Origin of the sequence: Fructilactobacillus myrtifloralis (assembly GCF_024029335.1) — a bacterium.
Taxonomy (GTDB): Bacteria; Bacillota; Bacilli; order Lactobacillales; family Lactobacillaceae; genus Fructilactobacillus; species Fructilactobacillus myrtifloralis.
The window spans coordinates 671,520-685,317 of sequence record NZ_CP097116.1 but is presented as its reverse complement, the minus strand read 5'-3'; the positions used below and the strand labels follow the sequence as shown (position 1 = coordinate 685,317).

Sequence of the window (13,798 nt, the reverse complement as noted above, 5' to 3'; positions counted from 1 at the left end):
ATAACGAGGTGATGACAATGGAAAACTATCAAACAGAAGAAATCCGGCAAACCCTGCAGACGGCCCGGCGAAATCACACGCTGGTAAACGTCTTGCAGAACAGCTCTTCGATCTTTTACACCGGGACGGTGGTGGCAACGGACCAGGTGGGCGTGATTATCACGACCTATACGGAAACCGGGCTAGCCAACGGACTGGTCTATTTGACCTACCAGGATATTTTTGATGTGGACTTTGAAAGTGACGATTTGTTGCGGATGGAGATGCGCATCCGGTCGGCCCAGCAGCTTCACCTACTGGGAACGACGCCGAGTACCATTAACTTAAACGACCGGGTGGATTTATTGACCCAAGTTTTAGGGAATGCCTATGTTTACCAGCAGGCGTTGCTGCTCATCAAACAGGACGGGCAGATGCTCGAAGGGTTCGTGAAGCAACTGACGACTGATCACCTGGTGGTCACGAGTTTTGATAAATTCGATAACCGGCGGGTGCACGAAGTCGAGTTAACCAAGGCTGAAGTTCGGTCGGTTGAATTTTTAGGGGCTGAATTGCAGCTTTTATCCCAGTCCAAAACGCAGTTATTTGCTCCGCACCAAGCAACGGTGGAAGTGACTGGGGCGCTACCGATTTTTGCAAGTTTGCACCGGGCCGCAGAAACCGGCCAGCGGCTCATCATGGTGCCAAAGGTGAACCCCGATTTGTTTTTCATCGGGCAGGTTAAGGCTGTCAACGCGGAGGCCCTCATCATGTCCGTGGTCGATATGAACGGGCAGTTTGGGGGCTACGAACTAATCCGGTTGGGTGAAATTCAACGCTTGCAGTTGAAGTGTGACTACCTGCGCTTGATTAACCACTTGGTTTCGTTGAACCTGGCACACGGAACTTACCGCCAGCCGCTGCTAAATGACGACCGCAGTTTTGACCGGAGCGTCGATTTGGTCTACACCACGTTACGGCAGGCGGTTTACTTCCGGCGCTTTGTGCGGTTTAAAACCCAGAAGGGCAAAACCTATTTGGGGATTCCCTACCAGTTACAGGGCGGTAAGGTCACCTTCCGGTACTTAGACCGGGATGACCCGACCCGGACGAAGCGTAAGACGCTTGAACTAAGTAAGATTGATGAACTAGCCTTTGGCTACCTAGATGCAGAACTGACCCAACGACGGATTCGGGGCGAGCACTAAGTAGGCACCACCGATTAAATTAACCAAAAACCAGCCTCCGGCTTTGCTCCGGGGGCTGGTTTTTTGCGCTGCTTAAAGTGAGTTTAATGAGGGTTAAAATTCTTCGTAGGTTGCGGGATCCTGGTCGTGCGTCCGCCCATCCGGTTTGGTTAGGTGGTTGATTTGCTCCATGTCCGCGTCATCGATGGTAAAGTCAAACAGCTCCAGATTACTAAGCTGATTTTGATCACTGGAGGACTTCGGAATCGGCAAGGTGTTTAACTGGATTTCCCACCGTAAAATCAGTTGGACGACGCTCTTACCGTACTTGTGGGCCAGCTGGATGAGCGTGGGATCAGTTAACATCTCGCTGGCCCGGCCTAACGGACTCCAGGCTTCGGTGAGAATCCCGTGTGCTTCGTCGTACTGGCGCTGTTCGAGTTGGTTGAAGTACGGATGGAGTTCCACTTGGTTAATTTGCGGGAGCACCCCGGTTTCTTGGTTGAGGCGGTCTAGATGAGTTGGTAAGAAGTTGCAGACCCCAATGGTGCGCACTAAGCCAAATTGTTGGGCGGCAATTAATGCTTGCCAGGCTTCGACGTAGTGATCGTCCTTGGGGTTCGGCCAGTGAAGCAAATACAGATCAAAGTAGTCCAAGCCACTGCGATACAGCGATTCTTGAATGGTCCGAATGGCGGCGTCATAGTGATAGTAACGGCCGGGTAACTTAGAGGTGACCAGCAAGTTGGACCGACTAACGTCCGCATCCCGAATCCCCTTGCCAAGTGCGCCTTCATTTTCGTAGTTATAGGCACTATCGAGTAGACGATAACCGTTATTAATGGCCGATTTGATGGCCATGGCGCCACTAAACCCAGTTAATTTGTAAGTGCCAAAGCCAAGCTTAGGAATCTGCATCCCGTTGGCTAGCGTATAAGTTTCCATGCTGTAACCCCTCTCATCACTGAACTCATGAATTTCCTGTAATCGGTGCTATCCTAACATAGTTTGGGGGACGATGAATAGTTGGAGGATTGCTGCTTGTCGGAGGCGGTTTTTAAGCATATGATACACTGGTTATTTACCAGCTAGGCAGTGGAGAAAGGAAGCAATGACAATGAAAACAGTCTTAGTAACTGGAGCCAGTTCAGGAATGGGCTATCAGATTGCGCAGCGGTTAGCCCAGACCGGATACCAGGTATTTGGAGCCGCCCGGCACGTGGAACGGATGGAACCCTTAGCAGCAGTTGGAGTGATTCCACTGCAATTGGACGTGACGAAGGAAGAGTCCCGCACGGCGGTCGTGCACCAGCTGATGGAGCGGGGGCAGCGGATTGATGCCGTCGTAAATGCCGCCGGTTACGGTTCGTTTGGAGCCCAGGAAACGGTTAGTGATGCAGAAGCCAAGCGCCAATTTGAAGTCAACGTGTTTGGCTTAATGGCGTTGAATCGGTTAATCCTGCCGTACATGCGGACCCAACACGCTGGACGCATCATCAACATTTCGTCAATCGCCGGACGGTTCAGTAGCCCGCTGGCGGGGTGGTACTTTGCCTCGAAGCACGCCTTAGAAACCCTGAGTGATTCACTGCGGATGGAGGTCCGGTCGTTTGGGATTCAAGTGATCCTGATTGAACCCGGGGTGGTGAAGAGTCGGTGGGAAGCAATTGCGATGCACCATCTAGACGAAGCGGTCGCGGGAACGGTGTACGAGGATCAGGCTCATGCCTTCCAACAGAACATGGATCGGACGTATGCTTCTCAACATGCGTCTGAGCCCGCAATAATTGCGCAAACGGTTCAAAAGGCGTTAGAATCGAAGCATCCACGCCCCCGTTACGTAGTGGGGTACCTAGCGAAACCGATTGTCTGGTTAACGCACTGGTTGCCAACGTGGCTCCAGGATTGGTTAATTCCGCAGTTAATGTAAGGAGAAACAGTATGGAAATTCCTAAGCAAATGAAAGCTTTTCGTTTTAATCATTATGGTGACATCGCCGAGAACCAGCGCACGGCGGTTCCAACCGTTGGACCGCAGGACGTGCTGGTGTACGTGCGGAACTCCGGGTTAAATCCGGTTGACTATAAGATCCAAGCGGGGAAGCTTAAAACCCTCTTTTCGTTTCAATTACCCCTGACCATGGGAAATGAGTTTGCAGGAGAAGTCGTGCAGGTCGGCAGTCAGGTCCAGAACTTTGTGGTCGGTGACCGGGTCTATGGTCGTCCGGATAATGAGCACACGGGGACGCTAGCCGATTACATCGCAGTTCCCGCGCAGGAAATAGCACTTTTACCCGATGAGTTAGACTTTCAGGCGGCGAGTGGAGTCCCCCTGACGGGTTTGACTAGTTACCAAGCGCTCGTTGAACTGGGGCACGTGCAACCTGGCCAAAAGGTCTTCATTCAAGCCGGCGCCGGTGGAATTGGGACGATGGCCATCCAAATTGCGAAAGCGTTGGGCGCCTACGTTACCACCACGGCGAGTCCCGAGAAGACCGCGCTGGTGCGCTCGCTGGGGGCCGACCAGGTGATTAACTATCACGAGAACTACTTTGCGGATGTGCTGTTTCACTATGATTTGGTGTTTGACACCCTCGGCGGCAAGTACCTCCGCGACAGCTTTAAAATCGTGCGGCCCGGGGGGCACGTGGTCACGATTAATGGGTTACCGACCTATCAATTCGGGCAGCGCCACGGCTTTGGCCTAGCAAAGTCCTTGTTGTTTGGGGCAGTTAGTGCCCCGCTGCGACGCCTCGCCCGGAAATACCGGGTGCACTATGACTTTTTGATCATGCATCCGAGTGGCACCCAACTGCAGGTACTTAGTCAGTTAATCGAAGCCGAAACGTTACTGCCAATCATTGATCGCATCTATGCCTTTGGCGAAACTCAAGCTGCCTACGACTACCTTGAAAGTGGGCACGCCCAGGGGAAAGTGATTGTAAACGTGAATAACTAGCCCCGGTAAGGAGTTTAAAGCTAACAAAAAAGGTCGTTCCGAAGGGAACGGCCTTTTTTATTTATTGTGAAGTAAGAAGTCCTGAATCAGCTTGGTTTCATCCGCGTTTGGTTCCGACCACATGCTTTTGATGTCATGGTAGCGTTCCACCGTCATGTGGAGGGCAACGGCCATTTGATTATCATCAAAATTATGCTTTTCTTCGTATTTAATTAGTTCAGTGGCGAGGTTACTAAACTCTTCGTCAATGTATGCCATAGTAAATCCTCCTTGGGGCGTTTCCTATCATTATAGCAGTTCAAGTGCTTATTGGGGGGCTAATAATTGCTCGGTAATCAAGTTGGCAACGGCAAAATTATGGTCGTTGGCGCTGGGATGTGGGAGGGCGGTGGTCATCCATTCCAGCCCGCTAAGTGGCAGGCCCCAGATAAACAATCCGGGCACGAGCCTGCCGTCAGACTGGCGCGCTTGGTAGGTCGCTAAATCGACGTCTACGGCACCACTCTGGTATAACTGGCCCGTTTTCAGTGGCAGGGTGGCGGGACGTACGAGGCCTTGCTGGCGGAGGTTTTCCAGCAGGGGACTGGCGGTCCGCTCCAGGTTTTGGTTAGGGACCCGCGCTTCGAGGAGTGCTGGGGCATGAAAGAGCTCTTTGGGGTAGAAGTGCGAGAAGGCGTTAAACTGCTGCTGAGCGCCGACAATGCGGAGTTGGGGACCCACGATGGTAACAATTTGCGCCTTAATCAGGGCCGCGAGTTGGCGGTAACGCAGTAAGGGCGGCCCGGCAGTTAGAAAACTACTGCTGGGCACGAACCGTCCCAAAAAGTCGTGGACGTAGTCATCCGGCGGGAACTTTCCCGTAATCACCAGCTGTTGGAGCAGGGGCCGCAGTTCAATGACTAACGTGAGTGCGCCCGTGATGGGAGCGTGGTGTGAACCCCGTTGGGCATCAGTCATGATCTGATCCATCCACTTTAGGAGGGTCTGCTGGTACGTATGCGTTGTTTCAATCTTGGTGCCCGCCACGGGATTTAAAATGGTGTCCCAGTTCCACCGCTCAGCTGCGGGAATCCCCGCACTTTGCACGAACTGCGCGCGGTCCGAGGCTGCTACAAAGCCGGTTGTGAAGTCATTAAGTGCCTTCTCCGACTGGCCCTGATTGGCGAGCAGAATTTGGTAGTAGCGCAGTTCAATTTCTGCTTGCAACAGTTCCAAAAAAACGGCGCCCGGCAGATGCCCGTTAACCAGGTGCTGGTCGATGTTAGCCGGGGTAAGAAAATAGTGCGGATGGGTTTCGCCCACTTGGTCCTGATTAATCGTTTTGGGGTAGTAAGGAACGCCCCGCCGGGACCCGGCGATAATCTGGGGTTCTTGGCCACTCGGATGGTATTCCAGCTGGTGCGCGCTGGTTTCTGTAAAGTAGCCACCCCGACCCGTGGTGAGCTTGGTGACGTAGTCAAAGAAGGAGAGGCCGAGCCCCCGGATGATGACCGGTTGTTGTGGTTGAACGGCCGTTAAGTCTGCCTGGTCTGGCAGATCGGGACCAAGGTACAGGAGTCCGTGGTTAGTCCCATAGTCGGCTAAGGCAGTCTCTGCTGGGCCTAGTTGATTGGGCGTGTTGCCCGTACTCAAAACGATTTGGTCGGCCGGATACGTTGCAGTAGCAGTGTGAACCAGATAGCCGGCGGATTGGCTAGTAAGGTTGGTGACTGCGGTTTGGTGGTAAGTGACGGTTAAGCCCGCCGGGAGCTTAGCGAGGAGCTGCTCCGTGACCCACTGGGCGTAAGCACCAAAGAGGGCGCGCGGCGCATAGTCGTTGGGTTGTAAGGTGGTGGCCCTGGTAGCCAGCTCCGGGTTGAAGCGCTGTTGCTGCAAGAACGGTTGGGCAGCTGCAGATTGGGTCCACTGGTAAAAGGTGGGACCACTGAGTTTTTCGTGGTCGTAATCGTTATACAGGGTCACTAGTTGAGCCGGTGAATTCATGATGAGGGTGGGGTCTTGGTTTGGATCCCACACGGCGCCACCGATGGGGGCCGGATCAAACCAGTCGACGTGAAGAGGCTGGTCCGCGGAGCAGTGTTGCTGCAAGTTCGCAAGGATTAGGATGCCCCGGGGGCCCGCCCCAATTAATCCAATGTTCATACACGTAACTTCCTTTCTCAGTTTTACTTTACCATAGTGGTCTTTACTTCTCACATATGTTTATAATGAAGCAGGAAAGAGGGGCGATTAACGATGATTCCAGAAAACATGGAGGAAGTCCACAAGCGGTTGGCAGAACGCCAGGCCGCGGGCGACACAATTACAGAAACCGCGCTAGTATACGAAACGGTTTGTGATCTATTGCAAAATTACTTGGATAACGCTGAGGACGGACACTACGATTCGGTACAACCAGTTGATGACCAGACGTTAGCATTTGTGAGTGTCATGGGGCGCCAGTTAGGGACTTACCACGCCCAGGGGAAGAGCCTCGTGGACGACTTTCAAACCAATTCGTTTCAAATGTTGTTAGACTTAGAGGAGGCAGCGCTGAAAATCGCGGGCTCACGCTAAACCACTGGTTGCAATGTCCGGGCGAAATCAGTAAAATAAACAACGTAAGGCGTCCCTAGTGTAACGGATAGCACATGAGATTTCGGTCCTCATAATCTCGGTTCGACTCCGAGGGGACGCATCCTTTACTAATAATAACAGCAAGGAACTAAGAACGGGATTTTAGGTAGGGTGACTACTTAAAACATCGTTTTTTTTATGAAAAATTAGAGGAGAGTAGATTATGACAACTGAGATTCCCACTGAAGCACAAATCATTGAACAGGCCCAGGGGACCGTCGAGAAGTTACGCAAGAAGTTAACCTATTACCGGGTGTTATCGAGCATTAGTAACATCACCCGGATCGTGTTATCGGCGTCGATTCCGCTCCTAGTTTCGATGTCGTCTCATGATATTAAGTACCTTGGGATCGTATCCCTGTCTGGGGTAGCGATGAGCATTATTCAAGGAATTGATTCGTTCTTTGATTTTTCCGGTCGCATTTCTGATTTGAAGCAATCGATTTTATCGACGAACAAGGAAATCCTGTTACTGTCGTCGCATAACGATCCGTATGATGAGGATAGCGAAGCACAAAACGTGCAGAAGTTCATGGCGAACCTGGCGGATGCGCTGGATGGCATGATGGATAACATTGATAATTAAGCATAAAAAAAATCCTGAACTGGAAGTTCCAGTTCAGGATTTTTTTCGGTTAAATTAGTCTTTCTTCATTTCTGATTGACTTAACCACTTGTGGTTGGTGTACTTTTCGCCACCGTTAGTAGGGGTGAAGTTAACGGCGTAAGCTGGGCCATCACAAACCTTCACGATCTTACCCTTGGCACCCTTCATGCCGGCCATGTGGTCAGCTTTGATGGTAACCTTGGTTCCCTTAGCTAACTTGTGACCCTTGTCAGCCTTTAATTCAGACTTAACCACGTACTTGTGGTTCTTAACTTCTTTGTTAGTCTTGGTGTCTTTAAAGTCAATGACATAGAGTGGTGAGTCATAAACGCCGGCAACCGTAGCTTTAGCGCCCTTCATCCCAGGCATGTGGTTAGCAGTCAACTTAACCGTGGAGCCCACTTTGTACTTGGGATGACTGGCTTTTTTCAGATCAGTTGGTAACTTACCGTTGTGATCCATTTCCATCTTCATGCCCTTGTCCATGTTCTGGTCGTTCATGTCCATGTTCATGTCATCGCTCTTGTGATCCATCTTTTTGCTACTCATTTGCTGGTTGCTAGCGGCGTTGACCGTTGGGATGATTCCCGTAGCGGTCGAAAGCCCTAAACTAGCTAAAGCAGCAACTGTAATCAACTTGTGTTTCATCATCAGTGACAGCTCCTTTAGAATTCTAAATTAAATTATCAACAATTTAATTGTATGCTTTACGGTTCATGATTACCAGCATTTAGTTTGCAGAGTGAAACGAGCACGGGAAAAATGCCGTTGACAAGCTGAACCCGGTTTAGTATCCTAGGACCAACTTAGACGGAGTACCGGGTACGGACCTAGTTCAGGGAGCGTTTGGAAACTGCAAAAAACGTCTAGGCAACTCGGGAAGGCAGTTAAGGATGCGTTACAATTCAAATAGTGGTCTTGGCGACAAGACAGTGAGGCTACTTGCGTGAGTAAGCGGTAAAATAAGGTGGAACAGTGCACAGACGCCCTTGTACGAATCAGTACAGGGGCGTCTTTTTTTAGTCAGGGAGGGTTTTCAGATGAACAATGAGTGGCACACACAGGATCCAGCAGTTTGGCAGGCCGTTCAGGCGGAAGCCAGCCGTCAAGCAAATGTGATTGAACTAATTGCCTCGGAAAACATTGCTTCACAAGCGGTGCGGGCGGTGCAGAGTTCGGTACTTACCAATAAGTATGCCGTAGGATATCCAGGAGCTCGAATTTATCCAGGGAACGAAGCGATTGATCGTATCGATGAAATCGCGCGTACGCGAGCGCAGGATTTGTTTGGAGCGGAATATGCCAACGTTTTCCCGCACTCCGGAACGCAAGCAAATCAGGCTGTGTATGCAGCCTTCTTACAACCCGGTGACCGGATCTTGGCGATGAGCGAACACGCCGGTGGCCACTTTACCCACGGGCAAGCCCATAACTTTTCGGGACAACTGTACGATGCGCAATTCTACGGAGTTGATCCGACCACGGAACGATTGGATTACGCTCAGATTGAACGGCAGGCCCGTGCATGGCACCCCCGGATAATCATTGCGGGGGCTTCTGCGTACAGTCAATTGATTGACTGGGAGCGGTTTCGCGCAATTGCGGATGAAGTGGGTGCCTACCTGATGGTTGACATGGCGCACATTGCCGGGCTCGTGGCGGGTCAGGTGCTTCCCAGTCCAGTCCCAGTTGCGGACGTTGTGACCTCGACGACCCATAAAACGTTACGGGGACCGCGCGGGGGCATGATTCTAGCCAAACGCCAGTATGGAGCACAAATTGACCAAGCGGTTTTTCCGCGCTCCCAGAGTGGAACCTTAGAACAGATTGTGGCCGCCAAGGCCATTGCATACCGAGAGGCGCAGCAACCAGAGTTTCGGCAGTACGCTGAACAAGTAGTCCAAAACGCGCAGTTAATGGCGCGCATTTTGCATGAAACCCCGAATGTCCGGGTGGTGACGGGAGGAACGGTCAATCACGAGCTGACCCTTGATGTCCGGGCGACTGGATTAACCGGGGCAGCTGCGGCCGACCGCCTCTACTCGGTGGGGATTGCAACGAATCAAGAACTATTACCGCTAGAAACGGGACGAACGATGGGAGGAATTCGGTTGGGAACGCCGACCATTACCAGTCGCAACTTCACGCCCGCGGCTGTGTCAGAGGTAGCGACCCTCATTGGGCAGGTGTTAAATCATCCTTCTGATCTAGAGCAGTTGGACCAAATCCGGCAGGCCGTCCAACGCCTAACCGCCCAGTTTCCGGTTACCCGCTAAGGCCGTGCTGAAATGGTTGCATTTTTCCCATAATTCGCTAGCATAGAATTTATTGCTTAATAATGGAAGTGAGGCGGAGGTTAATGGAGCGAAAACAAACCAGTAAATTTAAAATGCGGAACTTTATTCAGTTAATTCGAAGCGCTCGGCCGCGGTATTGGCAGCTGTGGCTTGGGCTGGGGCTCGGATTAGTAGCCACGTTCGGTCAGTTGGTGGTCCCGAAGTTTGCCCAGGTATTGGTCAATAACTTCAAGCGGGGGGTCGACGGACGGCTCTTAATCGCCATCATCGTGTTATTTATTGGGAGTGCCGTGTTAAACGCCCTCTCGGGGGGACTCCTTGGTTCGTTTGGAGAACGAGTGGTCGCCCAGTTACGGCGTCACGTGTGGGATAAGCTGATTCACCTGCGGATTCCTTACTTTGATAACGTCAAGGTCGGGCAGTTAACCTCGCGGTTGGTGAACGATTCGGACCAGATTAAGGATCTCCTCGCAAGTTCCTTTCCGAACGCCGTTACCTCCGTGTTCCAACTCGTGGGGGCCTTTCTCTTCATGATTATCATGGATTGGAAGATGACGGTCATCATGCTAGTTGCGGTTCCACTGGTCTTTGCACTGATGCGGCCCCTGATGAACCGGACGATGAAGGTGGGGCGCGAACGGCAACAGACCCTGGCGGATTTTAGTGGTCAGGTTGATGATACGTTAAGTGAGATTCGCCTGGTGAAGGCGTCTAACGCTGAAACCTATGAAAAAGAGAGCGGGGGCACCTTGATTCACCGGCTCTACCGGATTGGGTTAAAGGAAGCAATCTATGAAGCCATCGCCTACCCGCTGATGGGGACCACGATGATGGCCTTGATTGTGGGAATCCTTGCCTATGGTGCCCACCGGGTAGCCGTGGGAACGATGACGATGGGGACAATGTTTGCCTTCTTAATGTACCTCTTTCAGGTAATCTCACCAGTTTCAATCTTAGGGCAGTTTTCGGTGCGGCTAGCGAAGGCCAGTGGGGCAACTGAACACCTCCAAGCCATTTTACAGGAACCAGAGGAAGTCTTTGATCAGACGACCCAACCAAAGATTGAAAATCAACCGTTAGCCCTACAACACGTTGACTTTGCCTACGGTGATGGGCAACCTGTGTTAACGGATGTGAATGTTGTTGCCCAACCAAACACCACGGTCGCCTTTGTCGGTCCTTCTGGAAGTGGGAAAACCACGATTTTAAACCTGATTGAACGCTACTATCAGCCTACGGCGGGGCAGATTACGATTGGGAACCAGGACATTAACCAGTTGGACCTCGCTGCTTGGCGCCGGGCAATTGGATTTGTGAGTCAGGATTCGGCAATTGTAGCCGGCACGATTCGCCATAACCTAACCTACGGATTAGACGAAGAATATTCCGATGCCGAACTTTGGCACGTTTTGAAGTTGGCCTATGCGGACGGCTTTGTCCGGGAAATGGACCAGCAGTTGGATACCGAAGTCGGAGAACGTGGGATTAAGGTTAGTGGGGGCCAACGGCAACGGTTAGCGATTGCCCGGGCCTTCTTACGGGATCCCGAGCTGTTAATGCTGGACGAGGCCACGGCCAGTTTAGATTCGGAGTCCGAAGCAATGATTCAAAAAGCCCTGCAACAGCTTATGCAGGGACGAACGACTTTGATTATTGCGCACCGGTTGAGTACGATTGTGGACGCCGATGAAATTTACTTTATTGACGATGGCCAAGTTAGTGGGCATGGTACCCACCAGCAGTTGCTGGAAACGTTGCCGAAGTACCGCGAATACGTAAAGATTCAGTTTAAAGAATAAATTTATAAAACGTAAAGAAAAAGCTCTCCTAATTGATGGTTGCAATTAGGGGATCTTTTTAGTTTGGGGATGAAACAAGCGGGGCATCACCCGATGGAGGTTGCTGCTTAACCAACTCTCGTTAGGATCGTTGTTCTAGTTGTAATAGTGCGCGTTTGCGTTCCAAGCCACCTGCGTATCCGGTTAAGCGGCCATTCTTGCCAAGGACCCGGTGACAGGGGATTAACAGGCTAATCGGATTATGACCAATCGCATTCCCTACCGCCCGGGCCGATGGGGTTGAAACCGCCGCCGCTAGGTCACTATAAGTGGTCGTGGTCCCATAGGGGACTCGTTGTAGGGCGATAAGCACCCGCTGTTGAAAGGGCATAACCTCAGGTTGTAGGGGAACCATTTTAGGATTGGGATTCTGACCCGCAAAGTACTGAGCGAGCCACGTTTTTGCCTGCTGCAGGGGTGCGGTTGTTTGAATCGGCATCTGGTCTACTTGATAGCGGGCGCCATAGTAGCGTTGGTCCTGGAACCACAGTCCGACCACCGCCGTTTTCGTACTTGCCAACGTGATTGGTCCCAAGGGCGAATGGTACGTTTGTTGGACCAGCATTACTTAGTCTCAGCGGGAACGTCTTCGATGATTTGCACGATTAACTCAACCGCCTTTTCCATTGTTTGCAGGGAAACGTATTCAAAACGCCCGTGCATGTTTTCTGGACCGGCAAAGATGTTGGGCGTTGGAATCCCTAAGAAAGAAATCTTGGAGCCATCGGTCCCACCCCGGACCGGAAAGACGTTTGGTTCAATGTCCAGTTGGTGCATCGCGTCCTTGACGAGGTTAACCGGGGTAAGGTCCTTTTCCAGAATTTCCCCCATGTTGTAGTACTGGTCTTGCATCTCGAGGGTGACGCGACCTTGACCGTATCGGTCGTTTAGTTGCTGGGTAATTTGTTCTAGAAGTTGCTTACGAGCGGCAAAGTGATCTCGATCGAAGTCGCGGATGATATAGTCTAACTTGGCTTCATCACAAGTTCCGTTCATTTCCACCAGGAAGAAGAAGCCGTCGCGCCCATCTGTATTTTCGGGACGTTCCAGAGCTGGTAACTGGTTGTGAAATTCGATTGCTAGTTGGGAAGCGTTCACCATCACGTCCTTGGCATCGCCAGGATGAACGTTGGTACCTTGGAAAGTGACCGTGGCAGCGGCCGCGTTGAAGGTTTCATATTCCAAATCCCCGAGTGGCCCACCGTCAACGGTGTAGGCATAGTCAGCTCCAAAGTCCTGCACGTCAAAGTGGTCGGCACCAGTGCCGATTTCTTCATCGGGACCAAAGGCAACCACGATTTTACCGTGCTTGATTTCAGGGTGGTTTACCAGGTACTGCATGGCGGTCATAATTTCGGCCACGCCGGCCTTGTCGTCCGCTCCCAACAAGGTTTCCCCGTTGGTGGTAACCAAGGTGTCACCTTGATACTTCGTTAAACTAGGAAAGACGGCTGGATCTAGTTGGTATTTTCCGTCCTGGTCCAAATCAATCACGCGGTGGCCATCGTAGTTTTCGACCACTTGGGGTTGAATGTTGACGGAGTTAAAGTCCGCTGTGTCAACGTGCGAGATGAAACCCACGACGGGACGAGGAGTGTCGTCTGTGGCTGGTAGGTCAGCAAAGACGTAACCAGTTGCCTGGTTGGTACGCACGTTGCTGAGGCCGATGCGCTTGAGTTCAGCAGCTAGTTGTTTTAAAAATTCAACTTCCTTGGTATCAGATGGCACCGTGGTTGAATCTGGATTGGAACGGGTATTTTGCTTAACGTAGCCCAAAAAACGGTCTAGTAGTTGATTTTGTAGGGAATTTTCCATGGTAATGACCTCCAGTTATTTACTTAATATCATAATATAAATGAATCATTAGGGGAATTAATTGGGTTCTGCCCATGGCTTCGGTATAATGAGGGTAAATTAGGCAGATAAAGGAGTAGCACAATGGAAATTACAATTACACTGAACGATGGACGCTTAGATATTCAAGCTCCATTCAAAATGGATACAGCTGCAGGACAACAAGAATTTGGCAACTTTTGGCAACAATTTATCACCCAACAAATTCGGCGAATCTTGGACGAACTGGGTGATGACAAGTTTTCTAAGATTGTGCAGGAATCAGAAGACGTTCAACTGGCTGCTTTGCCAGCGTCCTTGCAATTAGAGATTAAACTCAGCGCTGAAGCAGGGGCAACAACGCAGGACCAAGCGCAACTGACGGTCAAGAGCGTGGAAGTAACGCCGGCTTTAGATGATGCCCAGTTCCTCTTCTTCCTGGGATATGTGGATGCCGCAGTTAAGGGAATGAAATTGTAAATA

14 protein-coding genes are annotated in these 13,798 nt (G+C 51.2%); 8 read left to right on the top strand and 6 right to left on the bottom strand.

Going from position 1 to position 13,798, the window contains the following annotated elements; genetic code table 11:
* The first annotated feature begins 17 nt into the window (after window positions 1-17).
* Window positions 18-1,187: a nucleotidyltransferase family protein gene (locus tag M3M35_RS03595; RefSeq protein ID WP_252750623.1), complete on the top strand. Its 1,170-nt coding sequence runs from the start codon at window positions 18-20 to the stop codon at window positions 1,185-1,187.
* A 93-nt stretch (window positions 1,188-1,280) separates the two neighbouring features.
* Here the strand turns inward: M3M35_RS03595 and M3M35_RS03590 are convergent, their stop codons facing one another.
* On the bottom strand, window positions 1,281-2,111 hold the full coding sequence (locus M3M35_RS03590; protein WP_252750622.1) for an aldo/keto reductase: 831 nt from the start codon (window positions 2,109-2,111) through the stop codon (window positions 1,281-1,283).
* A 166-nt stretch (window positions 2,112-2,277) separates the two neighbouring features.
* On the opposite strand from M3M35_RS03590, the gene M3M35_RS03585 reads away from it, so the two are divergent.
* Together M3M35_RS03585 and M3M35_RS03580 are read left to right on the top strand one after the other, a co-directional pair.
* Window positions 2,278-3,096, top strand: coding sequence for an oxidoreductase (locus tag M3M35_RS03585; protein ID WP_338030050.1), 819 nt, complete (start codon window positions 2,278-2,280; stop codon window positions 3,094-3,096).
* 11 nt (window positions 3,097-3,107) lie between these two features.
* Complete coding sequence (locus M3M35_RS03580; RefSeq protein ID WP_252750621.1) at window positions 3,108-4,124, top strand: NADP-dependent oxidoreductase; 1,017 nt, start codon at window positions 3,108-3,110, stop codon at window positions 4,122-4,124.
* A gap of 57 nt (window positions 4,125-4,181) precedes the next feature.
* On the opposite strand, the gene M3M35_RS03575 is transcribed toward M3M35_RS03580, so the two are convergent.
* The gene (locus tag M3M35_RS03575) at window positions 4,182-4,382 is read right to left on the bottom strand and encodes an LBP_cg2779 family protein (RefSeq protein ID WP_252750620.1); all 201 of its coding nucleotides are present in this window, start codon (window positions 4,380-4,382) and stop codon (window positions 4,182-4,184) included.
* Between the two features lie 48 nt (window positions 4,383-4,430).
* A complete protein-coding gene (locus M3M35_RS03570) occupies window positions 4,431-6,266 on the bottom strand; it encodes an FAD/NAD(P)-binding protein (RefSeq protein WP_252750619.1) in 1,836 nt (611 codons plus the stop codon).
* 93 nt (window positions 6,267-6,359) lie between these two features.
* On the opposite strand from M3M35_RS03570, the gene M3M35_RS03565 reads away from it, so the two are divergent.
* Both M3M35_RS03565 and M3M35_RS03560 read left to right on the top strand, forming a co-directional pair.
* Window positions 6,360-6,680 (top strand): hypothetical protein, encoded by a 321-nt coding sequence (locus M3M35_RS03565; protein ID WP_252750618.1) that lies wholly within the window; start codon window positions 6,360-6,362, stop codon window positions 6,678-6,680.
* A 223-nt stretch (window positions 6,681-6,903) separates the two neighbouring features.
* Window positions 6,904-7,326, top strand: a complete 423-nt coding sequence (locus M3M35_RS03560) for a DUF4231 domain-containing protein (RefSeq protein ID WP_252750617.1) — start codon at window positions 6,904-6,906, stop codon at window positions 7,324-7,326.
* Between the two features lie 54 nt (window positions 7,327-7,380).
* Here the strand turns inward: M3M35_RS03560 and M3M35_RS03555 are convergent, their stop codons facing one another.
* Complete coding sequence (locus M3M35_RS03555; RefSeq protein WP_252750616.1) at window positions 7,381-7,998, bottom strand: YdhK family protein; 618 nt, start codon at window positions 7,996-7,998, stop codon at window positions 7,381-7,383.
* 389 nt (window positions 7,999-8,387) lie between these two features.
* On the opposite strand from M3M35_RS03555, the gene M3M35_RS03550 reads away from it, so the two are divergent.
* Together M3M35_RS03550 and M3M35_RS03545 are read left to right on the top strand one after the other, a co-directional pair.
* Window positions 8,388-9,623 carry a serine hydroxymethyltransferase gene (locus tag M3M35_RS03550; RefSeq protein ID WP_252750615.1) on the top strand — a complete coding sequence of 412 codons (1,236 nt, stop codon included), beginning with the start codon at window positions 8,388-8,390 and terminating at the stop codon, window positions 9,621-9,623.
* Window positions 9,624-9,685: 62 nt separating this feature from the next.
* Entirely contained in the window at window positions 9,686-11,443 is a 1,758-nt protein-coding gene (locus M3M35_RS03545) for an ABC transporter ATP-binding protein (RefSeq protein WP_420842390.1), read from the top strand.
* A gap of 121 nt (window positions 11,444-11,564) precedes the next feature.
* Here M3M35_RS03545 and M3M35_RS03540 read toward each other — a convergent pair whose 3' ends face one another.
* Together M3M35_RS03540 and pepT are read right to left on the bottom strand one after the other, a co-directional pair.
* Window positions 11,565-12,047, bottom strand: coding sequence for a methylated-DNA--[protein]-cysteine S-methyltransferase (locus tag M3M35_RS03540; RefSeq protein ID WP_252750613.1), 483 nt, complete (start codon window positions 12,045-12,047; stop codon window positions 11,565-11,567).
* Window positions 12,047-13,297 (bottom strand): peptidase T, encoded by a 1,251-nt coding sequence (gene pepT, locus M3M35_RS03535; RefSeq protein WP_252750612.1) that lies wholly within the window; start codon window positions 13,295-13,297, stop codon window positions 12,047-12,049. Before pepT ends, M3M35_RS03540 begins: the two co-directional genes overlap by 1 nt.
* 123 nt (window positions 13,298-13,420) lie before the next feature.
* Here pepT and M3M35_RS03530 point away from each other — a divergent pair, with 123 nt between their 5' ends.
* The gene (locus M3M35_RS03530) at window positions 13,421-13,795 is read left to right on the top strand and encodes a hypothetical protein (RefSeq protein WP_252750611.1); all 375 of its coding nucleotides are present in this window, start codon (window positions 13,421-13,423) and stop codon (window positions 13,793-13,795) included.
* Window positions 13,796-13,798 lie beyond the last annotated feature (3 nt).